The sequence below is a fragment of the Trichocoleus desertorum ATA4-8-CV12 genome, from assembly GCA_019358975.1.
Lineage (GTDB): Bacteria > Cyanobacteriota > Cyanobacteriia > FACHB-46 > FACHB-46 > Trichocoleus > Trichocoleus desertorum_A.
Window position 1 is genome coordinate 1 of record JAHHIL010000049.1, and the last position, 23,120, is coordinate 23,120.

21 protein-coding genes and 5 pseudogenes are annotated in these 23,120 nt (G+C 48.4%); 15 read left to right on the top strand and 11 right to left on the bottom strand.

Annotated elements, in window-relative coordinates:
* Both KME12_22770 and KME12_22775 read right to left on the bottom strand, forming a co-directional pair.
* The coding region (locus KME12_22770) for a hypothetical protein (protein MBW4490611.1) at positions 1-456 on the bottom strand (456 nt) is incomplete at its 3' end.
* 298 nt (positions 457-754) lie between these two features.
* Complete coding sequence (locus KME12_22775; protein MBW4490612.1) at positions 755-1,036, bottom strand: hypothetical protein; 282 nt, start codon at positions 1,034-1,036, stop codon at positions 755-757.
* 314 nt (positions 1,037-1,350) lie between these two features.
* Between KME12_22775 and KME12_22780 the strand changes: the two genes are divergently transcribed.
* The gene (locus tag KME12_22780) at positions 1,351-1,623 is read left to right on the top strand and encodes a hypothetical protein (GenBank protein MBW4490613.1); all 273 of its coding nucleotides are present in this window, start codon (positions 1,351-1,353) and stop codon (positions 1,621-1,623) included.
* Between the two features lie 234 nt (positions 1,624-1,857).
* Positions 1,858-2,205 (top strand): annotated as a pseudogene (locus KME12_22785) (nuclear transport factor 2 family protein).
* A 12-nt stretch (positions 2,206-2,217) separates the two neighbouring features.
* Here KME12_22785 and KME12_22790 read toward each other — a convergent pair.
* Together KME12_22790 and KME12_22795 are read right to left on the bottom strand one after the other, a co-directional pair.
* Positions 2,218-2,817, bottom strand: coding sequence for an IS630 family transposase (locus KME12_22790; protein ID MBW4490614.1), 600 nt, complete (start codon positions 2,815-2,817; stop codon positions 2,218-2,220).
* A complete protein-coding gene (locus KME12_22795) occupies positions 2,804-3,172 on the bottom strand; it encodes a transposase (GenBank protein MBW4490615.1) in 369 nt (122 codons plus the stop codon). The genes KME12_22790 and KME12_22795 overlap by 14 nt, the downstream gene beginning before the upstream one ends.
* Before the next feature lie 471 nt (positions 3,173-3,643).
* On the opposite strand from KME12_22795, the gene KME12_22800 reads away from it, so the two are divergent.
* The 4 genes from KME12_22800 to KME12_22815 all read left to right on the top strand — a co-directional run bounded on the left by KME12_22800 (position 3,644) and on the right by KME12_22815 (position 6,765).
* Positions 3,644-4,225 carry an SH3 domain-containing protein gene (locus KME12_22800; protein MBW4490616.1) on the top strand — a complete coding sequence of 194 codons (582 nt, stop codon included), beginning with the start codon at positions 3,644-3,646 and terminating at the stop codon, positions 4,223-4,225.
* A 151-nt stretch (positions 4,226-4,376) separates the two neighbouring features.
* Positions 4,377-5,206 (top strand): IS1 family transposase gene (locus KME12_22805; protein MBW4490617.1). Its coding sequence is split into 2 segments (ribosomal slippage): positions 4,377-4,718 and positions 4,721-5,206, totalling 828 coding nucleotides; the frame shifts between segments, so codons are not numbered across the junction.
* Positions 5,207-5,622: 416 nt separating this feature from the next.
* Positions 5,623-5,856 carry a hypothetical protein gene (locus KME12_22810; GenBank protein MBW4490618.1) on the top strand — a complete coding sequence of 78 codons (234 nt, stop codon included), beginning with the start codon at positions 5,623-5,625 and terminating at the stop codon, positions 5,854-5,856.
* Between the two features lie 21 nt (positions 5,857-5,877).
* The gene (locus KME12_22815; protein MBW4490619.1) at positions 5,878-6,765 is read left to right on the top strand and encodes an IS4 family transposase; all 888 of its coding nucleotides are present in this window, start codon (positions 5,878-5,880) and stop codon (positions 6,763-6,765) included.
* A 122-nt stretch (positions 6,766-6,887) separates the two neighbouring features.
* Here KME12_22815 and KME12_22820 read toward each other — a convergent pair whose 3' ends face one another.
* The 5 genes from KME12_22820 to KME12_22840 form a co-directional block, all read right to left on the bottom strand.
* Positions 6,888-7,763: an EamA family transporter gene (locus tag KME12_22820; protein ID MBW4490620.1), complete on the bottom strand. Its 876-nt coding sequence runs from the start codon at positions 7,761-7,763 to the stop codon at positions 6,888-6,890.
* A complete protein-coding gene (locus tag KME12_22825; protein ID MBW4490621.1) occupies positions 7,760-8,863 on the bottom strand; it encodes a 2-aminoethylphosphonate--pyruvate transaminase in 1,104 nt (367 codons plus the stop codon). The genes KME12_22820 and KME12_22825 overlap by 4 nt, the downstream gene beginning before the upstream one ends.
* Positions 8,860-10,005, bottom strand: a complete 1,146-nt coding sequence (gene aepY, locus KME12_22830; GenBank protein ID MBW4490622.1) for a phosphonopyruvate decarboxylase — start codon at positions 10,003-10,005, stop codon at positions 8,860-8,862. The genes KME12_22825 and aepY overlap by 4 nt, the downstream gene beginning before the upstream one ends.
* Complete coding sequence (gene aepX, locus KME12_22835; GenBank protein ID MBW4490623.1) at positions 10,006-11,565, bottom strand: phosphoenolpyruvate mutase; 1,560 nt, start codon at positions 11,563-11,565, stop codon at positions 10,006-10,008.
* 243 nt (positions 11,566-11,808) lie between these two features.
* Positions 11,809-12,159, bottom strand: coding sequence for a hypothetical protein (locus KME12_22840; GenBank protein MBW4490624.1), 351 nt, complete (start codon positions 12,157-12,159; stop codon positions 11,809-11,811).
* Positions 12,160-12,425: 266 nt separating this feature from the next.
* Here KME12_22840 and KME12_22845 point away from each other — a divergent pair.
* Positions 12,426-12,950, top strand: a pseudogene (locus tag KME12_22845) (IS6 family transposase).
* A gap of 118 nt (positions 12,951-13,068) precedes the next feature.
* Positions 13,069-13,194, top strand: a pseudogene (locus tag KME12_22850) (ISNCY family transposase).
* Positions 13,195-13,590: 396 nt separating this feature from the next.
* Here KME12_22850 and KME12_22855 read toward each other — a convergent pair.
* A complete protein-coding gene (locus tag KME12_22855) occupies positions 13,591-15,111 on the bottom strand; it encodes a reverse transcriptase N-terminal domain-containing protein (GenBank protein MBW4490625.1) in 1,521 nt (506 codons plus the stop codon).
* Between the two features lie 533 nt (positions 15,112-15,644).
* On the opposite strand from KME12_22855, the gene KME12_22860 reads away from it, so the two are divergent.
* Both KME12_22860 and KME12_22865 read left to right on the top strand, forming a co-directional pair.
* Positions 15,645-19,352, top strand: coding sequence for a calcium-binding protein (locus tag KME12_22860; GenBank protein MBW4490626.1), 3,708 nt, complete (start codon positions 15,645-15,647; stop codon positions 19,350-19,352).
* The gene (locus KME12_22865) at positions 19,294-19,443 is read left to right on the top strand and encodes a hypothetical protein (GenBank protein MBW4490627.1); all 150 of its coding nucleotides are present in this window, start codon (positions 19,294-19,296) and stop codon (positions 19,441-19,443) included. The genes KME12_22860 and KME12_22865 overlap by 59 nt, the downstream gene beginning before the upstream one ends.
* Here KME12_22865 and KME12_22870 read toward each other — a convergent pair.
* On the bottom strand, positions 19,378-19,515 hold the full coding sequence (locus tag KME12_22870) for a hypothetical protein (protein MBW4490628.1): 138 nt from the start codon (positions 19,513-19,515) through the stop codon (positions 19,378-19,380). The genes KME12_22865 and KME12_22870 overlap by 66 nt on opposite strands.
* Between KME12_22870 and KME12_22875 the strand changes: the two are divergent.
* The 5 genes and pseudogenes from KME12_22875 to KME12_22895 all read left to right on the top strand — a co-directional run bounded on the left by KME12_22875 (position 19,471) and on the right by KME12_22895 (position 23,110).
* Positions 19,471-19,593, top strand: a pseudogene (locus KME12_22875) (calcium-binding protein). The gene KME12_22870 and the pseudogene KME12_22875 overlap by 45 nt on opposite strands.
* Before the next feature lie 15 nt (positions 19,594-19,608).
* Positions 19,609-21,642, top strand: coding sequence for a hypothetical protein (locus tag KME12_22880; GenBank protein ID MBW4490629.1), 2,034 nt, complete (start codon positions 19,609-19,611; stop codon positions 21,640-21,642).
* A 90-nt stretch (positions 21,643-21,732) separates the two neighbouring features.
* The gene (locus KME12_22885; GenBank protein MBW4490630.1) at positions 21,733-21,897 is read left to right on the top strand and encodes a hypothetical protein; all 165 of its coding nucleotides are present in this window, start codon (positions 21,733-21,735) and stop codon (positions 21,895-21,897) included.
* A 114-nt stretch (positions 21,898-22,011) separates the two neighbouring features.
* A pseudogene (locus KME12_22890) lies at positions 22,012-22,864 on the top strand (IS1 family transposase).
* 90 nt (positions 22,865-22,954) lie between these two features.
* A complete protein-coding gene (locus KME12_22895; GenBank protein ID MBW4490631.1) occupies positions 22,955-23,110 on the top strand; it encodes a hypothetical protein in 156 nt (51 codons plus the stop codon).
* Positions 23,111-23,120 lie beyond the last annotated feature (10 nt).

Consider the following 23,120-nt stretch of genomic DNA (forward strand, 5'->3'; position numbering starts at 1 on the left):
GAAATATACTAAGTTTTTAACTTGCGTATTACTTAAGTTAATCTTTTGCAAGTTTGTAAACCATACAAAAGGCAATAAATTGTAGATTCGACTATTGCTTAAATCTATTTCTGTAAGACTATGCAACTTTTCCTCGGCTTTATTGCAATCGACAATATTAATTTCTTTAAGTATTTCATCTATTGAAGTTTTTATGTCGTTATATAGTGTTCGATCTAAGCATAATTCGGTGAAACTACTAAAAGTCTTTTCTTGCCCATTATCGATAGTGACAGAGAGTTTGTCAGAACGACTAGTAATGTGAGTTGAATAACCATCGTGGGTAACCCTAGCTGAATAGTCATTGTAGGTAACCCTAGCTGAATAATCTTTTATAGCAATGCTACTTGAATCACTATTTGTGGTACTTGAAGATGAGGAACCCGCAGAAGCACTACATCCTGTCAAGGTAACCATAATAGTGCTCAACAAGAAAATCTTTATAGTATTTATACTCAACATTTTTGTTCTCTTGGAAACGTTTCGTAGTTTGGCTTTGGGCGAGGGTGCAAGCTTCTAAAACAAGAATCTTGAATTTGGATACACTTCTCGCTCTACTCATTCCGCTAGCTACGCTGCTCATGGCAAAAGCAACCTCAACATTGTTTGTCCCTGAGGGTACCCAGCCCAGCATAAGCAGGCGTAGACTATTTTTGAGAGATTTGAGATGTGTTATATGAGCTGGCAATCTGTAGTTGAGTTAGGTTCTAGGGTACTAGTTCCCCTTAGGCTTTTGGTCATGCCCAAACGAACCCATAGAACTCTTATTCTTCCGCTGTTGAATCGCCTCTAGCTGCTCGATCGCGTCATATATCTCTCGGTTGAGGCTTTGTTGATAACGGCTAAAAATCTCTGGCTGTTGCATCCCCTGACCAGTAATCTTCGCCTGTTGAATGCCTTGCTCAGTTATCTCAATTTCTCCTAGCATCCGGGCAATTTCTTCCAGCCGCTGTTGGGCTAGCTCTATTAATTGAGCGGCGCGAGCGATCGCCTCCAAAGCTTTACCTGTTCTATGCCTGATTTTTGCCTGTTTGCAGCTTTCTCAATCCTACTTAGTGTCAGGCTTGATTCCATTAAGGCATGTTGCGGATCGAGCGGGGAGACTATGGCTTGATCCTAGCTGCCTACGATCGAGCTATTGCAAAACACATCCTGATCCTTGCTATCTCCACGCTGAAGCTGATGCTTGGTTAAAGCGGCAGTTAATTCCTTCTGCCTGAGGCGCTGTTTTCTCAGGTTATCTTGGAACCCTCTCTGGATAACCTCTACTGCCTAAATCTCTACTTTATGTTTAACAAAAGCAAGCTGTGCTTGACTAGCTTGACCTTTATGCTGCTCCTAAGTGCTGTTCTACTCAATAGCTGCACTGCTATCCAAGGCCAGCGCTCTAGTCCAGAAGCTCCACTCTTTAGTTATAACAAGGGTGTAGAAGCCTATAGGGCTCAAGATTACACTCAAGCCTTAACCCACTGGAAAGAAGCGATCGCTGCAGCGATGAATCTCGATCGCTTAGTCAACTGGTTGACTGGAGTGCCGAGATCAAAAACTCGGATTTCTCGTTTCGCGGTTCTAGCTCCAGATTAAGTGAGGTGTGATCCCCGTCGAACTTTGCCAACAGTATCGGGTTCTTCGTTTTACAGTTAATGCATCTGAATCAAAATGTAGCTTGCAGCGCTCTACAACTGTCAATAAGCTTGTTCTTAAATCAACGTTTCAGTTCTTCGCACGATTGATGAGTTTGTTTACAGCTGAGCCCAGTGACGAGAGCAGTATGAATACACATCTCACCATTGCACGCCAGTATTTGAGCGCGTTGGAGCGAGGCGTCGGGCGGACGAACTCGCCACGTTTTTCACGGATGATGTGGTGCAAGAGGAGTTTCCTAATCGGCTCGTCCCAAACGGAGCTACGCGCGATCTGAACGCTTTGCTTGAGGGGAACGAGCGCGGCAAGCAAATCACGGCACGCCAATCTTACGATATAACAAACATTGTTGAAGCCAGGGATCTCATCGTGCTGGAAGCGCAATGGAGTGGAACACTTGCCCACGCCGTCGGCCCGCTTGCCGCAGGTGACACGATGCGTGCCCACTTTGCCGTGTTTTTGGAATTTCGTGACGGCAAGATCAGTGCCCAACGCAACTACGATTGCTTTGAGCCGTGGTAATTACAGCGGTTTTCAGATGAATAAACCACAGTGAGCGAACCAACCAAGGGCATCATCATCAGAAATGCACTCATTGATAATCTGGGTTAACGCTTGATCAAGTGCTTCCTTAGTTCGAGCTTTAGCCGATCGCAACAGTTGCTTGAGTTTTGACCAACATAACTCAATGGGTGAAAGGTCGGGAGAGTAAGGCGGCAAAAACACAACGTTTGCTCCGACCGCAGCAATTGCCTCCTGCACGACTGAAGCATGATGAACAGGTAAGTTATCCATTACGATGATCGCTCCCACCCATAATTGAGGAATCAAAATCTCTTGGATGTAGAACAAGAACACATCGGTATTGACGCTGCCAACAATACTCAGGGTTGCAATCAGCCCATCGATACTCATGCCCCCAATCAACGAGATGTTCTGACCACCGTTACTAGGAGCCTCACTGTCATACAAGCGTTCGCCAATGGGGGCGCGACCATATAAGCGTGTCATTGCCAGATGGATACCCGTTTCATCAATAAATACCAAGTTCCGAGGGTCGATTGTGAGACTCCACAATCGGTAAGCAAACCGCAGATCCTGGACCCGTTGCGTGTCTTGTTCAGCCGCAATCAATGTTTTTTTTGACGCTGAGCTTGAGCTTGCACACAGCTTGTTGCATGGTCGATACGCTCACCTCTATCCCAGTTTGTTGAGCAAAGCGTTCACACAACTCTCTGAGCAGAGCATCCGGTTGAGCCGTGACTAAGGCTGCAACGATGGGCAACTGTTCCTTCCCTAACTTGGCAACTGCTCCTCCCCCGTGAGGTTTTGGTTGCACAGTTCCTGTTTTGCGATAGTGTCGCATCAAATCTCTGATGAACGATAGACTCACCTTGAATCGCTTTGCCAGTTGTCGTTGAGATCCTTCTTTCGCCTCATACAAAGCGATAATTCTTTGCCGCAAATCAACAGACAGAGGGGCAGGCATGAGCAGCTAGTTCCTGATCTTACAAGACTTGCTTAGGCTATCAAACTGTAGCTCACTCAAGCAAGAACCGCTGTAAGTGATGTTGTCGGCGCTTTGACTGGGTGCCGTAATGTATGACCTGCTCATTGGGGTGTTTGAAGCGAGGCTGTCACGAAGTGCAATTAAGCTGAAATTCTCATAGAACAAGGGATTGAGCCTAGTTGTTCTGTACCAAAAAGTTCTATCATCCTCCACGCGAGCCTCAACCAAACAACGAGTTTGCGTTGTTTCAAACTCCGAATTAGACCTAATTGCATCCGGTGACAGCTTCGCTTCAATTAGGCCTTGATTGTGCATGCGAGGGGGTGGGTTAACGCTTTTGGGAAGCCACCATCAGTCCCATCCGAAATCCTAAGGGGCCTGTTGTGAAGTTGCTTGAGAGAAACGTTTGAACCGAATGTTTACTGTTTCATTGCTCCTGAGAGAAACACTATGGAATTTCTGTTACAACGCTGGGCGATCGCGGGGTTAAGTTTAGCTACAGTAGTTGGAGCCATAAGCGCTGCGAATCCATCCCACGCTATGCCTTCAGGCCTAAAACCAATTCCTGAAAATGCTTGCCAACGATCGAGCTTTTATCAAGTCAAAACTTCTGATGGGTTAGGCTTGGTAGCTCGCCGCTCAGATGGCTCCTTGCGGTCACTGGCTAACGGGACGTTGATCAAGTTTTTGGGTGAGGGACGACGTGGAGCCAGTCTGTTGGTAACTGGAGAAAAGGCACCTGTCGTGGTTGATAACCTCCAGTTCCGTTCTTTAGTGAAAATTGCTTCGAGTGGGCGTTTTGCTGGCAAAATGCGCATCAAAACCTTGGAACCAGGAGGCTATGTCAACCTTCGTAAAGAGGCGACAGTTTGGGGAGGCAGTGAAACGTTGGTTGCAGGCGTGTTGAAAGATGGCACCAAAGTCAGCGTCAAAGGATTGGCTCCTAATACCTCAGAGTTTTACTATGTTATGGCTCCTGGAGGGTTGGAGGGATATGTTACCAGCTCATATTTGCTTTGTAATGCTACCTAAGCGATCGCTTCAGATGAACTAAACAGGGTTACTTGACGGCACTGAAAGATCTGAAAAATTGAACAGCTAACGGTAATAGCTATTATCGGTCGTGCATCAAAACGTGGTGGGTTCGGTAAAGTAGAAAAGCACCTACCCCCAAGCATGATCTATGGAATGCAAACTCTGTGCTTACCCCCGTATACATAAGCATGGCAAAGCTCCTAACGGCAGCCAACGATATTTCTGTCCGCAGTGCCAGCAAACATTCAATGAACGCTTTGACACCTTGTACTACCATCGCCAAGTCACACCAGAACAGATTCGACAGGTATTACAGGCACATAGCGAAGGCAGCAGTCTGAGAGGGATTAGCCGCACGAGTGGACTTGCCTATAACACGGTCGTGAGCATCGTTCGTGCCGCCAGCCAGCAGGCGCAGTTGGTGCATAATGCTCAAGTTCAGGCAGTACAAACGCAGGAAGTGAGCGCGGATGAACTGTGGTCATTTGTCGCAAAAAACAGAAGCAGTGCCTTCCCGACGAGTTAGAAGTTGGGGATTGCTGGATTGGAGTGAGTCTAGCTGATTCGAGTGGGCTGATCCTAGCGGCCCGAGTGGGAAAACATACGGACGAATTGATTGAGGAGTTAGTGGTTAGTAGTGAAGGCAAAACCGTCTGTAAATGTTGGAATAGTGATGGTTGGGGAAGCTACGAGAGAGTATTGCCACCTGAGATTCTCCATTACATTGGCAAAGACAAGACGCAACGCTTAGAGAGAACCAATGGAGTGGTGAGACAACAGACCGGACGGTGGCACCACAGACAGAATAAGTTTGGCAAGGTGTGGGAACAAACCAAGGTAACGACACGGATAGTCGTGAGTTACTTCAACTGGATTTGGCAGCATAGTCGATTGAAGACGACCGCAGCTCAACGAGCAGGATTAACGCTACAGCCCTGGACTTGGCATGATCTCATTACCTATCCCACTATTATTTGATGCACTACCCTTGAAGCGATCTCAACATCTCTTTCATTAACGAGAAATTCCGTGATGTTTGGTCACATATCATCTGTACTTTCGTTAAATTCGCGCGTGTGAAAAGGTGAGATGGATGAAGGGGCGATCGCTCAACCCTATGTCACGTAAGCCTTTTTGATAGTTATCCTTTTTGTGAAGAAAGATGTGACAATGCATAGGCTTCTCGCTACCCCGGGAACTTGAACGGTCAGAGCGATCTCGGTTGGTGCTCAAGTATTAACTGCGATCGCTCCACCTTCAACCAAATCACGCAGTTGGGTCTGCCCCACTCAGGGGGTAACAGGAAGCTTGAAGCAGGGGTGTAGCAAGGAATAGAGCCGCTAAGTACAAAAAAAGATAGGCTTGCTACTTGACCACAAGCCTACCCCCGAAAAATGTTGCCTCTATTCTACCAAGCTCATCTCCAACAGTGCCTCAGTCCTCGCCATTATCGACTCGTGAATCTGCTGGTGTTGCTATTGCAATGGCACCAACAAGTGCGCCTCGAAAGGCTCGCTGCCAACTTACCGCTGCCGATTCAATTTGAGGGCCGTCGCCGCTGTTTGCAACGCTTGTTTTCTAGCCCTCAGTTGCACATTGATACCCTCTGGTTGCCTTTGGTGGGCTAGTTGCTGTCTCACCAATTCCGAATGGGACAAACTCTCTACGTGGTCCTTGACCGCACGCAGTGGCAAGGGGTGAATGTGCTGACGGCCAGTGTGATTTATCGAGGGCGAGCTTTACCTTTGTACTGGCAGTTCTTGTCGCATTCTGGGAGTTCGGGTTTAGCGCAACAACAAGCGGTTTTACGCCCACTCTTAGCCTTGCTTAAACCTTATCAAGTCGTGGTCTTAGGCGACCGAGAATTTTGCTCGGTGCATCTAGCGAGATGGCTGTGCCAAGAGCAGTTCAACTTCTGTTTACGCTTACGCTGTAACGAGTATATTCAAGATGAAACGGGTTTTTTTGGGCAACTCCAATCCTTGGGATTAAAGCCAGGTCAATCACAATTCTTCGAGCAGGTGAAGGTGACGAAACAAGCAGGAGTTGGACTGTTTAATGTGGCTAGTTATTGGAAACGAGCTTATCGAGGCCATTGTGAGAACAGTGCTTGGTTTCTCCTAACCAATCTGCCCGCTTTAGGGGTTGCTGTGAAGGCTTACCAACATCGCATGGGCATTGAAGCTTTTTTTCGTGACTACAAAAGTGGAGGGTATCAGGTGGAATCTACCCGTCTCAATCCTCAACGCTTATCGGGTTTATTTGTCCTCTTAGCCCTTGCTTACACCAGCGCAGTCATTCAAGGTCATGAAGTTCGCACTCAAGGCTTAGCTAGCTATATTTGTCGCGCCAGAGAAGGACGAAGAATGCGCCGCAGACATAGCGATTTTTGGGTGGGTTTGTATGCCCAAGCCTGGTTAGATGGCATGGATTTAGCCACCGATTGGGTAGAGTCTTGGATGCAGCTTAGTGACAATAAGCAACCCTATCTTCAGCGAGGTTTACACGCTATTTCCCGCCTCCAGTCCTTGTTCTAGCCTTCTTGTTACCCCCTGAGGTCTGCCCCAAGAAGCGCCGGACCTCCTGCAACTCCTCAGGGATCAGATTCGCCTTTGTATGGCAAGCGAGACTGGGTGCAATTTCTAACCGTAATACTTCCTCAAGAAGTTTGGCTGATACAAAGCATTCCTAACGTTATTAATATCGCAGCACTAATGCGGAGAGCGGGTGATGGTTCTCGAAAAACTACCGTTGCATAGGCAACACCAAGGACAATGCTGAATTGGCGTAAAGCGGATAAGTAGCTGACGTAGGGACTCAACTGGTATGCCCATAGCATCAGCCAGTAGGAACCAAAAACAAAAGACGCATAAATGGTGGTTCCTTTCCAATCCATCAAGATCTTTTGCTTGCTTATTGGTTCGCCCATACATTTAAGAGCAATGCCTAAAAAGGGTATAGTCAGGAGGGACTGCCAAATAATATAACGCGCTGACGTTTCAGCTCCCGTAGGAATCAATTCTGCTGCAAATTTATCAACCGTTGTATACCCAACTGTGGCGAACATAATGACTAGAATCCAAACAGTTGCTTGGTTCCAGTAATCGGTTAATTTGACATTTCGTAGGGATTGTAAGGGAGCCAGAACACATCCAATTACAACCAGTAAAATCCCTAACCAACCGAGCAGAGAGGGGGTTCGTCCACGACTAACATCCACGATCGATAGGAAGAGAATTGGTAGGGCACGTGCCACCGGGTAAACAACGCTAAAGTTTCCGTGACGGTAACCCATTGTTAGCCCTAAGTAGTACACAGCCTCGAATAAACCTGTTAAAATGAGCAACCCCCAGACGGTTAGTGGAAAAGCACTCTTGTACTCTGCGAATAGAGCTGGCAGTAATCCTACCAGTCCTGTCAGAAGTGAGAGTCGCAGAAAAACGAGCCCATCCGCTTTTTTTGAATGTGCTAGAAGATTCCAAGTTGCATGAATAACAGCAGATGTTAGAACTAACGAGATCGCTAACCAAGTCATAGGCACTGTTCCTCAAGTCGAAGAGCGATGGCCCGAAAACAATTCAGTAATCGGTCAACATCCTCGTTTTGAATGTCTCCCATATTGGCAATCCGAAAAATGGAATTTTTCAACCCCCCTTGTCCGGCATAGATGATGAAGTCTGCCCGCTTCAGGCTGTCATGAATTTCGGTATAGGAAAGATTAGGTAGGAGTTGGAAGGATGTTAACGAAATACTACAATCAGAATCAGGCAAGAGTAGATCGAAGCCCAGACTCTTTAACTCTCCGCGAATTCGTTGAGCAAGCATTCGATATCGTAGATGGCGGGTCTTCCAACCGCCCAGCTCCTCTAATTCTTTAAGGGCTTCTTGTAAAGCAAAGGCAACTTGTACTGCTTGCGTAAATGGTGAAAATCCTTGCTTTTGTTCCTGATAATAGCGATACAAATCAAGGTATAAACTATTGGCTGCTGAAGTACGAGTCTCGAATACGGAGCGTTTTACTAAAACAAAAGCCAGACCAGGTACTCCATGCAAGCACTTATTAGCAGTTGAGGCACAGGCTTCCAGGTTCCAGTTGGCAAAGTCGATCGCTTCGGCACCAAAGCTAGAAACGGTATCAAGTAAGAGGGCAACTTCTCGCCGTTTACAAAGCTGCCCTAACTTAGCGATGTCATTTAACCGTCCGGTTGTTGTTTCATGATGCACCGCAACAACATGGGTAATGGCTGGATCGTGAATCAAGTAGTTCTCAATCGTTGCCAAATCCATTGGCTTATGCCATTCGGATGTAACCGTTGCGATCGCCTTTCGGTGAGCAGCAATCATTGCTGCCATGCGTTCACCATAAACCCCATTACACACAACTAAAGCCTTACCCTGTTGCGGAATCAGGGTTGAGAGCATGGCTTCTACGGCACAAGTTCCAGACCCTGTCAGCAACACAGCTTCATACTCTTGAATAGCCTCTGGATAAACCTGCACCAAACGACATTTGATGTCCAAGGTTAACTCCGCAAACTCCGGTTCTCGATGACACCAATCTCCTCGTAACAGAGCCTGACGCACACGGTCGCTCAGCGTCACAGGACCGGGATTCAATAAAATAGTTCGGTTCATGCAGATGCCTCCAAAAAGTGCCGGAGTCGTTGGGCAACAAAGTCAGGTGTGATTTTGGGGCGCGGCAAATTCTCAGGTACACCAGGCTTTGTCTTGACATACAGGAATGTGAGTTGTTCGGCAGGCATTTCAATTGCTGCCTTTACCTGCTCTGGTGTTACGGCATACGCTACTTTGCCGTAACCACAGGCAGAGGCGATTGTACAAAAGTCAACTGAATGGGAAACGGTAGACTGCCCACCTGTGGATTCATGAATCTGGTTGTCCAAAAGAATGTGTAGTAGGTTTGTTGGACGTTCATACCCGATCGTTGCTAGGGCACCCAGTCTCATCAAAGCTGCACCATCCCCATCAATCGCAATGACTCGTCGTTGTGGTTGTGCTAGGGCAATTCCTAACGCCAGGCTGGAGATACACCCCATGGAGCCGACCATATAGAGTTGATTTGTGTGATCATCCAACGCATAAAGCTCTCGTCCACAAAAGCCGGTTGTTGCCAATAAAATGTCTTGTGATTGGCTTGCTGCCTGGATTGCTCTCAAGATGTCAGTTCGAGTCGCGATCGCCTGTGGTTTAAATGCTATTGAAGCAGGTATCACGGGCAAGGGTTTAACGGGTAACTGTGAGTTCAGGGCGCAGGTTTCTACTGAACCCTTCCGCATGATCAGTGCATAGGGGGTTTTTTGTTGAGTCATGTGATTGATTGCACGGTGTAATGCAGGTTCAATCTGCTCTGGTTCTGTAGGAAAGAACTCCCAGGGAATTTGCATTAATTCCAGTAATGGTGGAGTGATCGCCCCCATCAGTTGGTGTTGAGGTTCATCGGGTGCCCCGCCAGGTTCGCCTCGCCAGGTTGTAATGATCAGAATTGGAATTTTGAAAATCTGATTCAGGGACGTTAAGGGATTAACGGCATTCCCTAACCCAGAATTTTGGAACATTACAACACTATGCTTTCCAGATAACTCCATTCCAGAAGCGATCGCCACTGCATCCCCTTCATTTGCTGCACCAACATACTGTAAGTCAGGCGAATCAATAACATAGTTGATGAATGGAGTGAGATAGGAGCAGGGTACGCCCGTGTAGAACTGAAAGCCATATCTTTTTGCAGCTTGAATAAACTGATTAGCGTTAATCATTTAGAAACTCCCTGCTTCAATCATGTCTCTAATCGCATCGACATTCAGCCAATGCCCCGTGACGTAAATAACGTGAATGGGATAACCGAGTTGGATCAGTTCATTCAGGAGAGCCGTAACTCGCCCTTGCCGATAAAGTTCTTGGTCTTGCAAAAGAGAGTCTAACGCCGATTGAAGAACTTGCTTTCCTTCGTTAGAGACTTTGAGCAATCCTGTCCACATGCCGCAGATTTCATTTTTTGGCAAACTCCGATTGACCTGCTTTAAATAAACGGAGGCATAAAAAGCATGTTTTACATTTGGGATTGAGCAATTGACGTAATTTTGACGAACCAGGGTGGGATCATTGCTTTTGTCAGCATCCACAACCACTGTAAAATCGTGACCTGAATCAAGCAGCATTTGCAGAATGTATTTCTTGTACATCACATCGCCGAAGCTGATTACCAATTCATCAGAGTGTTGCATTGCCGGCTTCATAGCCATTGCAAGAGATACCAATTCTCCAGTGCAGTGGTAATCATCGTTGTCGATGTATTTTAGATTCGGTACATTAACTGATTCTTTTTTGTACCCTCGTACAACCGTGATATTTTTGATTCCAACTGCTTGGTAGGTATCCACGATCGACATTAGTAGCGGTTGTCCATGAACCTCTAACATGCATTTAGGTTTGTCTTCTGTGAGTTCCCCTAACTGAACTCCTCGTGATGCTGCAAGAATGATAGATTGTACTTTTCGAGTCTCTTGCGGTAAGTAACGCTTTTCTGCCTCTAGTAAATCATCTGCTCCCTGTAATCTAAATACCTCAGACACGGGTGCAACCGATTCTTCCACATTCAGTAAATTTTCTTCCTCCTTGATCTGCTGCGCCACCTTCTGCATTCCAGTGACTGCTGCTCGAAGTAGATGATTCGCCCAGATGGCGATCGAAAACTGGTGATCCCGAAATATACCCGTTGGCGTGGCGTAGTATTTAGTTGGCACAATCACAACCGGGCAGCGGTTTCCCCACTCTTTTTTAAAGGCTAAAATTTCATCGGGTATCCGCAGTGCGCTGTGAATCAGAATTCCGTCCGCTCCTACTGCATGGTATGCTTCTGCCCGCTTTAAAGCTTCAGCTAAGCCCCAACCTGCAATAAAAGCTTCGATTCGAGCGATCAGAACAAAATCATCATCTGTTTGGGTATCTTTTGCAGCTTTAATTTTGCCGCAGAATTCATCAATATCTGCTAAAGGCTGCGCATCACCATTGATGAAACTATTGGTTTTCGGAAAGATTTTGTCCTCGATACACACTCCGGCAATGTGTCGTTGCTCAAGTTTTCGAATCAGGCGTTGCAAGTTATTGAAATTACCATATCCCGTATCTCCATCTAAAAGAATGGGGATTGAAGTTGCATCGGACATAAACTCAATGACTTCTAAAACTTGAGTCCAACTGGCTTCGTTATTATCACGGACCCCTAACTGGGCAGAAATACTCAAACCACTTGCCCAAATTCCCTTAAAGCCTGTTTCTTCAACAATCTTTGCACTGAGGCCATTATGAGCTTCCATCAAAAACTCTAGCTGTTGCGACTGGAGTAAATTTTTTAATTGGGTCGTCTTTCTCATGGTGGATACACGCATTAAAACTAAATACTTAACTGCACCTTAATCTCCTTTCTCTCTTTTGAGAATTAGTAGATTACGGATACTTGAACTGAAAAATATAAAAAATCCAGTGTTCTCACTCATTTTGGGGTGATTGAAGTGGAGCTGCCATGAAGTGCAATTAGGCTGCTGGGGGGACAGAAGGGGTTACAAAGCAGAGCGAATCAGGGACATAGCCCGTTGACTTCGTTGGTAAAAGGGTCGCTTTCCAGGACGCAGTTGCAATAAGGCATCAACCAAATCCGCACAGGTGTCGGCAAAGTGGACCCAGCTGTAGGCATACAAACCTGTATAAAAATAGCTATGTCTAGGGCGGCTTCGCTGCAATTGGGAGGGACGAGCAATGTAATGGGCCACCCCGTGTTGACGCAGTTTTTGTCCCGCAAAGGTTGCGGCCCCATAGGCTAAAGTCAGAACTAAAAGCAAAGCGATTAAGCGATTGCCTTTGAGCCCTGTTCCCTCCAGATGATAGCCTCCCCTTTTGCAATCTCTGAGCATCTGTACCCTTCGGGAAGGCTACGCCAACAATCCCTATGCGCTTGGCATAAGCCCGAGTTGCCGCTTGCAGGGATGATAAGTTGGTTAACAAGAACCAACCTTCTTTGGCAACTTTGCCTCGGTATTTGCCTCGCCAACAGGCTGCCACTTGAAAGCCACCGACTTGATGGGTTTTAGTCACATCTACCCCGCGAAAAAAGGTTGTGTTGCAAAAACTTGGCCTGCAAGTAGGATGGTGGGGCTGAATTTTCTCCGACCTAAATCGAATGGCATCTCCCAATCTCTTTAAGTGGCGGCACGTTCTTCCCGAAATTATCCTGTTGAATGTGCGGTGGTACTGCCGTTACGCCTTAAGTTATCGAGATTTGGAGGAGATGATGGCCGAGCGAGGGGTCAAGGTAGACCACTCCACCATCAATCGCTGGGTGCTGAAATACGCCCCAGAGTTAGATAAACGAGTTCGACCGCATTTGCAAGCGACGAACGATTCATGGCGGGTGGACGAAACTTACATCGAGATCCGAAGAGAGTGGAAGTATTTGTACCGAGCGGTCGATTCGGAAGGCAACCCATTAGACTTCCTGCTGAGCGCGAAACGCGATGGCAAAGCAGCGGCACGCTTTTTCTGTAAAGTGCTGAAAGCGCAGCACACTCAGACTCCACGAATAATCACCGTCGATAAGAATGCAGCTTATCCTGTGGCAATGGATGAATTGAAGGAAGCCCAAACGTTGAAAGCTGAGACCGAATTACGGCAGATCAAATATTTGAACAACATCATTGAGCAGGACCCAGCAATTCTCATTTTGGCGAAAAGCTGTTCAAGTCCTGGAAATATCGGTATTGTAATGACATCTGAGAGAGCCAAGAGAGCCAGAACCGTTGCAAGAACGGGGGTTGTTTGACACCATAGTCGGTTCCTTTCGCCAGCGACTGTCTTTGCTACCGGACAAACGCACTGGTAAGAATACCCGCTATGGGATGGAAGATGCAGCTTTAAGCGCGTTTAGCGTGTTCTTCACCCAAGATCCATCTAGCGATCGCCCCGCTCATGTTCGCGCCGGTTCCAGCCTCAGTTGGTTGGGCGATAAACTGGCCCTGATTCAAGATGATGCCAACTTTCTGGTGTTGATTGATCCGGAGAGCCTGACCGTTGAGGCCATCACCCTCGTGGCGGGAGAGGCAGGAGCGCGGCAGTTTGACGACTTGCGCGGCAATAAACGCTTCAAACTAGATTTAGAAGCCTGTACCACCGTTGCCACCCCAAAGGGCGACTTATTTCTGGCGTTTGGCTCTGGTTCGACGGCACAACGGGAGAAAATTTTAATCGTAGAGTCATCCAACCTGGTTGGGTCGAGGAGGACTATTAAGTCCTGCCCCTCCCATTTAGATCTGGACGTGCCCATTTCTGTGCATCCAGCTCCCGATTTTCTAGGCTCTTGCCTTGCTTGTGCTTCCCATGTGGATGTAATCGTGGCAGCTCTTATGGATAACTACCAGGTTATTGTGTCTCCAGTTTGAGTGCTTTCCATCTACATGATGTAAATGAATGCTTTCCTCGCTGATGAACTTGAGTCCACATGAGTTGCATTGATGGTTTTGCTTCTTGAGGGTTTTGGAGGTGCTGCCATCGTAGAGTTTACTGCTACGTTTGCTCCAGTAGACAATGTCTCCGTCATAGGGGGATTTATTTCCTTTGACATTGGCATACCTCCATTCGGAGTAGGGAACCTTGGGGAATGCCTTGTCCAACAATTCTTTGCTGGAATGGCGGTCTTGCTTAGCTTCCTGGTTGAATACCTGGTAAGTTCTGTACTGGATGTGATACAGAGAGTTTCGAGACCCATCCATCTTGCAGTACTTATGGTAATTCCTCCATCCTCTGACCACGACGGCTAATTTTTCGGCTTTCACCGTGGCACCATAATTCCCATTGTTAACGATGTGTTTTACCTTCTGACGAAACGCTCTGAAGTTGTCCTCTGAAGGAGTACTTCTAAACTTTCCGTTTTGCTGGACTTTGAAGTGCCAGCCAAGGAAGTCAAATCCATCTGTCGTAGCGGTTACTTTGGTTTTGCGTTCACTTACACTCATTCCCCGTGCTACTAGAAATGCGCTGACCTGTTCAAGAATTTTGGCTTCATCGTCTCCTGGTTTTAGGATAATCACCATGTCGTCCGCGTATCGGAGGCTGGGGTGAATCTCTTCAATACCGTTCAGAGCAATATTTGCGAGTAATGGGCTTGCCACTCCACCTTGTGGCGTCCCTTGGTCAGGAAATCCAATATTGGTTCCGGCTTTTAGGCAGCGAAAAATTCCGAGCTTTAAGCTTTTCGGTGCAATGAGATTGTCCATGATTGCAGAGTGGCTAATCCGCTCAAAGCATCTTTCAATGTCGAGTTCGATGACTCGCTTGTTGATGCCATTGCAAGAGCTGTTGAGATTCAGAAATAGGATTTTTTGGGCATCGTGCGCCGAACGTCCTGTCCTGAACCCGTAGCTGCTGGCATGGAAGGTTGCTTCGTGAGCTGGTTCCAACGCATATTTTGCTAGGCATTGCCAAGCTCTGTCTGCGATGGTGGGAATTTTGAGCATTCGGGTTGTGCCGTCCTTCTTGAGGATAGGGATTTCCCTAAGCTTTTGATGTTTCCAGTTGGTGGCGCTTGCTTCGAGCTGTTCGCTCAATTTTAGACGTGCCTCAATGCTGAGGGACGATTTTCCATCAACTCCAGCCGTCTTTTTACCCGCGTTGAGCTGTGTCACTTGTCGGATCGCTAATAGTCTAGCCGCTTGAGATTTGAGAATTAGTTTCTGCAATCCCCGCGCTTTCCGCTTGTTTCCAATGGTAATAGCTTTGTACAGGCGACATTGTAATCGGAATAGTATCTTTCGGAATTTCTTCCATTTGATGTTTTTCCACAGTTCACTAGCATTGCTGCTGTGTCTAACCATGATTTACTTCGTGTTGTGTACGCTGAAAACCTTGAGGCAATTACGCCCCATCCTACCCGCTGTCAAGGGGTTCCGTACCTCGTCGTACCTACTATGGGGGTGACTCCCCACAGACCTTAACTGCGTTTTTATTCGTTCCCTCAGTTAGATTGTTCGTTCCTTTAGATGTAGCCAATTCAACCACTGGATTCCCTGGACTCTTGCTGCTGTCTTTGACATACGCAGCGGGAATAAACTCCAATGAAGTCAGGCTTCTAAGCGTTGTTAGTGTTGTGACCTGCTTTTGACTAGGTTGCTTTTTTAGGCTCTATTTCATCATGGGAACTCCCCCTTAACGCCAGTGTTAGCTCACAACAGCTATCTGATTGCGTCCTGTTCCCAGCTTCACTCTCTAGAAACCGAGTCTAGTCGGTGTGGGCAGGTCGGGAGTCATTCATGAGTCTTGAAGGAAGGGCTTGCACCTTCATCAGACCGAGAGTTCAACGAGTCTTGGGAGACTTGGTTGGTTAGGCTATTGTTACGGACTGGCTACCGTGATTCCCCTAACAACGAATCGCACTTCAAATGCCAATCAGCGAATGTCGCTGTTTGACTTCTCCAATGTGAAGCTAACACCGCAGCTTGAGGCCACAGCCCAGATCAATTTAGCTCTGCAAACAGGTCTGAGTGATGGAATAGATGGCGGTAGCCTGGAAGTTAATCAAAATCTGCCATCAATCAAGACCGATTTAGAAATAGATTGGGGTTTTGAACTCGGCACTTCAGGTTTCTACTCGGATGATTTGAGCGTGGTGCTTCATGATGTGCGGTTGGATATTGGCGATTTCTTAGGAGAGGCGATCGCACCCATCCTTAAAGCTGTCGATCAAGCCCTCGACCCGATCCGACCCTTATTGGATATCCTCAATACGAAGATTCCCGTTCTCTCCGACCTTTCTGAACTATTTGGCTCTGGGCCTGTTACCTTCCTGGATGCCTTCAGCTTGTTCGGTTCTGGCGGTGAAAGTGCGAAAGATATTATTCGCGTCGTCACCCAAATTGCCCAGTTCGTTGATGATGCGGCTGAGTTCGCTGCTGCTGGAGATGTAGTCCTCAATTTCGGCACCTTTGACCTGACCAACCTAGACCTCTCTGCGCCTGCAACTCCGGGGAGTTTAGATTTCGGTCAAGTGAGAGATGGTAGTGGTAATCTCTTCTCAGAAGATTTCAGCTTTGATGATGCTTTAAACAGCATTAGCGGACCCGATAACACTCAGGTACAAAATTCTCGCACTGTTCTCACCAGCTTGAATGCCTCTGATGGGTTGGGTATTACCTTCCCGATTCTCAGTCCAGAGAATATCTTTAAGCTTTTGTTTGGGCAGACGGCTGATCTCGTCAACTGGCAACTGCCTGTTCTCAGTGCTGAATTTAGCTTTAGCCAACGCTTTGGCCCGATTATTCCGCCTTTCCCTATCTTTGCCGAACTGGGTGGCGCATTGAGCATGTTTGCTGACTTCCGCGTAGGTCTCGATACCCGTGGTCTGCAAACAGGTAATTTCCTTGATGGCTTCTTCTTTGATGACTTCAAGAATGGTGTAGAAGCGCCCGAACTGGGTCTGTCTGCTCAGTTCACGGCTGGAGCATCTCTGAGCCTAGGCATTGCTTCGGCTGGCGTTCGTGGTGGTATCCGGGCTGACATTACCGCTGACTGGAACGACCCTGTACCCGACAGCAAGATTTATGGAGATAAATTAGCACTCAACATCGCTCGTGGCTTAGATTGCGTCTTTGATCTCCATGGAGCCTTCAAAGCCTTTTTAGAAGCGTTTGTCGAGGTAGAACTGCTCTTTACTTCTTGGCGTGAAACCTTTGAATTAGCCTCGGTGACATTATTTGAGTTTAACCACAGTTGCCCACCAATCGAACCTGATCCTGCCGGAATTAGCAACGGCTCGAATTATGGAGACCTGGCAGCAGGTACCCTCGTGATTCATACTGGGCAGTTCACCGCTAATCGATTCCCTGGCGCAACCGATGGTGATGATGAGGTCTTGGTAACCTTACGCGACGAAAATGCCGAAAGCCGCGATTTCAATGAAGATGGTGTTCGAGACCTGGTTTGGGAAGTGAAGGTGAACGGAGACACCAAATACTTCAAGTCCAGCGATGTCTCCCAGATTTATGTCGATGGTGGCGAAGGCAACGATCGCATCACCATCAAGTCAAGCACTAGCAGTGGTCAGAATCTGGCGATCGCAACCACAATCTTGGGTGGCAATGGCGATGACCAAATTCTAGGTGGTACAGGCGCTGATGTGATTAAAGGTGGTGCTGGCAAGGATAACATCCAAGGCGGCGATGGCAATGACAACATCGAGGGGGGCGAAGGCAACGACCAAATCTTTGGCAATGTGGGTCAGGATACTGTTGATGGTGGAGTTGGCGACGATGTTCTCCACGGTGATGACCAAAATGCAGCTCAGGCTGGCCTAGTCTACGATGACGTGATCAAAGGTGGCGAAGGCAACGATCAAATCTTTGGTGAACACGGCGACGACGATATCGAGGGTGGTAACGGCAAGGATCGCATCAAGGGTGGCGACGGCATTGATACCATTAAAGGCGGTCAGGGCATCGATATTATTGATGGCGATCGCGGCAATGACGACATTGAAGGTGGTGATGATGCCGATGTGCTCTCCGGTAACGCGGGCAATGACAAAGTTCGCGGTAGTGCAGGAGATGACCAAATCACTGACTTAGAAGGTAATAACCAGCTCTATGGTGAGGGCGGCAATGACCAAATCACGGCGGGTGGTGGTAGTGACCTCCTGGATGGTGGCGCTGACAATGACACGCTGACTGCTGGAGCAGGGGATGACTACCTGGAAGGTGGTACGGGCAACGACACATTACATGCGGGTGAAGGCAGCGATCGCTTGATTGGCGGTAGCTCCACAGCCAGTGCTGGAGATGCTGATGGTGATGACCTCCTCTATGGCGAAGGCGGTGACGACATCCTTCTGGGTGACCACGGCATCATCTCTGCAGCAGGAGTAATCAGCCGCATTGGGGGTGCTGGTAACGACCAAATCTTTGGTGGTGCAGGCAATGACACGGCGGATGGTCAGGGTGGCAATGATCTGATTGAAGGTGGTATCGATCGCGATCGCCTCTTCGGCGGCACCGGAGATGACACGGTTCGGGGTCAAGAAGACAATGACTACATCGAAGGCGGCGCAGGCAGCGACCAACTGTTTGGGGGGCAAGGTGATGATGCGATCATTGGAGGTGTCTCCACTCTGGCTGATCTAGAGGGGCAACTTGATGGCAGCGATCTGATTCAAGGAGACGCTGGCAATGATGTTTTACTGGGTGACAATGGCACGATTGCGATCGCAGCTGGGGTTGTCACTGCTGTCACCACTGAAGCCCAAGGTGGCTCTGGGGCTGACCACATCTTTGGCGGTGTGGGCAACGACATCCTCTTTGGCGGTGGTCAAGGCGATCTCTTAGTCGGAGATGACGCCAACAACAGTGGTGATGACATCATCGTCGGTGACCAAGGTTTATTGGATGCAACTGAGATCCGATCGCAAGCTTCTACAGTGGCAAGTGCAAGTGGCAATGACACAATCTTCGGTAGCGGTGGCAATGACATTGCACTGGGTGGTGGTGGCGATGACCAAATCTCTGGTGATCGAGGCTTGGACATTCTCCTGGGTGATCATGGGGTTGTGACCCGCAATGGCGTTGTAGCCACAAGAATTGCCACAAGTGATCCAGAAGAGGGAGGAACCGATACGATCACAGGGGGTACCGAAGATGATGTTGCCTTGGGTGGAACGGGTGATGACAACCTGAGCGGTGGCACAGGCGCTGATATCCTCTTAGGAGATAACGGCGTGGTGGTGCGTCATGATGGCAGCTCAGAAGCCAACGACATCTTCAGCCAAGCTCCCACGTTCGGGGGTCGCGACACGATTAACGGCGATGCAGGGGATGACATTATCGTCGGTGGCTCTGGCGGCATTGATACTGCTGGCGTCAACGGAGATCAACTCTTTGGCAATGATGGCAATGATGTCGTGGTCGGTGACAACGCCCGGATTACCCGCAACAGCAGTGATGTGATTGAGCGAATCGTCACCATTCTGCCTGAGCATGGCGGAGATGACACCCTGGAAGGAAATGTAGGAGATGACATTCTCATTGGTGGTTCAGGTAGCGATCGCATTTGGTGGCACAGGCAGCGATAATATTACCGCCGGCAGTGGCAATGACCTAGTGTTTGGCGATCACGGCAAGGTGGAAGGGGTAATTGACCTTAGTGCCTTGCCCCTCAATTAAGCACAGCCACCCTTCACCTTCACCGCGATCGATACTCAAATTACCGATTGTGGGGGCGATGAGATCATTCACGGTGGTGACGGTGACGACATCATTCTAGGTCAGCAAGGTAATGATCATCTCTTTGGTGATGTAGGGGATGACGACCTGATCGGTGGTCATAACGTGGCAGGCGGTGCGGATGGCAATGACGCGATCGATAGCGGCATCGGAAATGATGTGGCTGCTGGAGATAACGCCAAAGTCAACCGCCAAGCCCAAAACCTCAGCCCTCGGATGCGAGTTCTCAAGGGTGCCATCATCTATGACGAAAATGGCAATCCCCAAGTCACCGCAGCCGCACAGCCCGACCCTACAGGCGCAGCAGGACGCAGCATCGAACTATTGGATCATGCTGTAGATACCCCCACAGAAAGATTTGGTCATGATCGGATTGCGGGTGGTGCAGGAGATGACCTGAGCTTCGGTCAACTGGGTAACGACACCATTCAAGGTGACAGCGCGATCGCAGAATCCGCGAGTACCACCGATCCTTCTGTGGAAGCTCCAACAGATGGTGATGACTACATCGAAGGAGGTGGCGGTGACGACCTGATCTTCGGCAATTTGGGTCAAGATGACATCATTGGTGGTAGTTCCAACTTGTTTGGCAACGACACCCCACAAGAACGACCTGACGGTAAAGACACGATCCTTGGTGGGGCTGGCACTCGGATCGCTCGCAACGATCCTGGAGATGCCACTGCTGAAGGCCATGCCCGGGATGCAGACACAATTGTAGGAGATAACGGCAACATCTTCCGTTTAGTCGGTACCAATGGTGTCAACAGCGGTTCATTCTTGAAGTTCACCTACGACAACTACAGCAATAATCTGCCCATTATTCCCCGCGCGATCGAACTTCTCGATTATGTTCAAGGTGGCAGTCCCAATAACCTAGGAAGTGACGACCTGATTCATGGGGAAGCAGGCGACGATACCATCCATGCTATGACAGGCAACGACGTGGTCTTTGGCGAAGGTCAAGATGACGACATCTATGGCGGCACTGGCAGCGATCGCCTCTACGGTGGCACAGGCGAAGACGGCATCATCGGCGACGATGGCAAGATCCTCACCAGTCGCAACGGTCAAACCGAGACGCTCTATGGCATCACGACCCCGAATCAGGAAATGGCCATTAGTCTCCCTGGCCCGTTCACTGGCGCAGTGATCAACATTACTGGGCGATTAAAGAAAGAAGTGGATTTAGTGGCCTTTGACCAAGGCGGTAACGATGTCATCTACGGTGGCTTAGGCGATGACTTCCTGCATGGTGGTGCAGGTGATGATGCGATCTCCGGAGCAGAAGCGCTGGCTGAGTTCTACAACAGTAACCCTGTCACTAATCTCAATCCGCTCAACTACGATCCAGTCACCCGTAAGCTCGCTGCTTACGACGCTAACAATCCTCGCCAGAAGATCAACGGCTTCTTGTTCAACTTCGAGGCCACCGATGCAGCAGGCAACAAGATCGATGATGGTAAGGACAACATCTTTGGCGACCTCGGCAATGATTGGCTTGTCGGTGGTACGCTTAACGATCGCCTGTTTGGTGGGTTGGGAGACGATGTACTCAATGCCGATGATAACCATGACACCAACGGCGGTAAGAACAACGCACCGGACGCACCGGAATTCGCGGATGGTGACTTTGCCTTCGGTGGCGGTGGCTTAGATGTGATGATTGCCAATACCGGCAACGATCGCTTATTTGACTGGAACGGGGAATTCAACACCTATGTGGTGCCCTTCAGTCCCTTCGGTGAGCCCACAGTGGTACGCGCACCGTCTCCTCAGATCTTCGAGTTCTTACTAGCTTTGGGTAAAGCCAGTGGAGCCGATCGCACCTTAGCAGAGCCGAATGGAGAATTGGGCCTCGTCACTCAGAAAGATCCTCAATGGCAGAATCAGCAAGGTAGTCCTCGCGACCCACAACCAGGTAACTTACCCGGTGTGCAACGCGATACCCAAGGCGGCCCTGAAGATGACAGTGCTTCAGGCAACTATTTCCGACGGAATGGCGCTACAGCGAATATGATACCTACCTCAAGTACCCCAACGCCTCCGCAAACAGTGACGGTTCAGGATGCTGTAACCACAGATGTATTCTTTATCAATGTACTACCAATTCTGAATTCAGGGCGGGCACATCGATAGAGTAGGCTATGAGTGGAGAAACTCAGTAGATCGCAAATTCTGTAGAAAAGGGGCTATGCATTGTCACATCTTTCTTCATAAGTAGAATAATTGCCAAAACGTTTGCCTAGTGAGCAGTTGAGCGATCGCCCAAAGGGGACAGGGAAAGGGGGCGATCGCTCAACTGAGGAAAGTACGCGGTTTCTATGCCAAACCATCATGACTGTATTTTTCGTTAATCCAAGAGATGTAGCGATCGCTTTAAGAAACCCCTAATGCTAATAGAAAGCGGTTGAATAGCAGAAGGCGTAAGGGTTTGAGGTGAGGGTAGTGCATCAATCGAATGTGGGATTGATAAAGTAGAGAGAGCCCTTCACTAGAAACCAGGTGATGCAGTGTCCTCTGTGCGGTCATGCTAAAGCTCATAAGCATGGCAAAATGCCCAACGCTCATCAACGCTATCTCTGTCCTGCTTGCCATCAAACCTTTTCTGAATCCTTTGACAGTCTCTACTATCGTCGCCATGTCAGTCCTGAACAAATTCGTCAAGTGCTGCAAACTCATAGTGAAGGTAGTAGCTTACGGGGAATTAGTCGCACAACCAAACTTGCCTACAACACAGTTGTCAGCATTGTGCGCGCTGCCAGTCAAAAAGCGCAACTAGTACAAAATCAGGAGGTGCAAGTAGTCGAGACCGAAGCAGTCACTGCCGATGAGATGTGGTCATTTGTTTCAAAAAACAGAAGCAATGTACAACCGGGGAGCTAAACAAAGGAGACTGCTGGATTGGTTTAAGTCTTGCCCCCTCTAGTGGCTTGATTCTTGCAGCTCGGGTAGGCAAACATAGCGATGCGTTCATTGCCCAATTAGTCATGAGCACCGAAGGGAGGACTGCCTGCAAACAGTTCAACACCGATGGGTGGGGCGGATATGAGCGAGTTTTACCATCGGAGATTCAACATGACATTGGCAAAGACAAAACCCAGCGCTTGGAGCGCACTAATGGAATTTTGCGACAACAAACCGGAAGATGGCTAAGCCTGCGGCACGCTACGCGAACGACGGCAGAATAAGTTTGGCAAGGTATGGGAACAAGCCAAAGTGACAACTCGGTTAGTCGTGAGTTACTTCAACTGGATTTGGCAACACAGCCGACTTACAAAACACTGCTGCTCAACGAGCAGGATTAACGACGCGATCCTGGAATTGGTATGACATTGCCATCTGCCCCACACTAATCTAATGCACTACCAGAGATTCATCTTATTGCAAAGGGCAATAGGTATCGCTATTACGAATATGCTCAACTTCTGATGGTTGTTCAGGCGATCGATTGGAAACACCCTCGCTCTTCGCTTGCGGCGATCGCATTCGATACCTACTCGCCGACGAAGTTGGCTTAGGGGAAACCATTGAAGCAGTTGCTAAACTATTGTCTCTAAAGCGATTTCAGGAGCAGCCTATGCGGTTGTCATCCGGGCCTATTTAACTGTCGTCCA

Excerpts from the sequence above, each read along its gene's own strand:
- KME12_22795 (MBW4490615.1), bottom strand. The coding sequence starts at position 3,172 with ATGCCTGCCCCTCTGTCTGTTGATTTGCGGCAAAGAATTATCGCTTTG.
- KME12_22800 (MBW4490616.1), top strand. The coding sequence starts at position 3,644 with ATGGAATTTCTGTTACAACGCTGGGCGATCGCGGGGTTAAGTTTAGCT.
- KME12_22810 (MBW4490618.1), top strand. The coding sequence starts at position 5,623 with ATGTTGCCTCTATTCTACCAAGCTCATCTCCAACAGTGCCTCAGTCCT.
- KME12_22815 (MBW4490619.1), top strand. The coding sequence starts at position 5,878 with ATGGGACAAACTCTCTACGTGGTCCTTGACCGCACGCAGTGGCAAGGG.
- KME12_22820 (MBW4490620.1), bottom strand. The coding sequence starts at position 7,763 with ATGACTTGGTTAGCGATCTCGTTAGTTCTAACATCTGCTGTTATTCAT.
- KME12_22825 (MBW4490621.1), bottom strand. The coding sequence starts at position 8,863 with ATGAACCGAACTATTTTATTGAATCCCGGTCCTGTGACGCTGAGCGAC.
- aepY (MBW4490622.1), bottom strand. The coding sequence starts at position 10,005 with ATGATTAACGCTAATCAGTTTATTCAAGCTGCAAAAAGATATGGCTTT.
- aepX (MBW4490623.1), bottom strand. The coding sequence starts at position 11,565 with ATGGAAGCTCATAATGGCCTCAGTGCAAAGATTGTTGAAGAAACAGGC.
- KME12_22840 (MBW4490624.1), bottom strand. The coding sequence starts at position 12,159 with ATGCTCAGAGATTGCAAAAGGGGAGGCTATCATCTGGAGGGAACAGGG.
- KME12_22855 (MBW4490625.1), bottom strand. The coding sequence starts at position 15,111 with ATGGTTAGACACAGCAGCAATGCTAGTGAACTGTGGAAAAACATCAAA.
- KME12_22865 (MBW4490627.1), top strand. The coding sequence starts at position 19,294 with ATGACATTCTCATTGGTGGTTCAGGTAGCGATCGCATTTGGTGGCACA.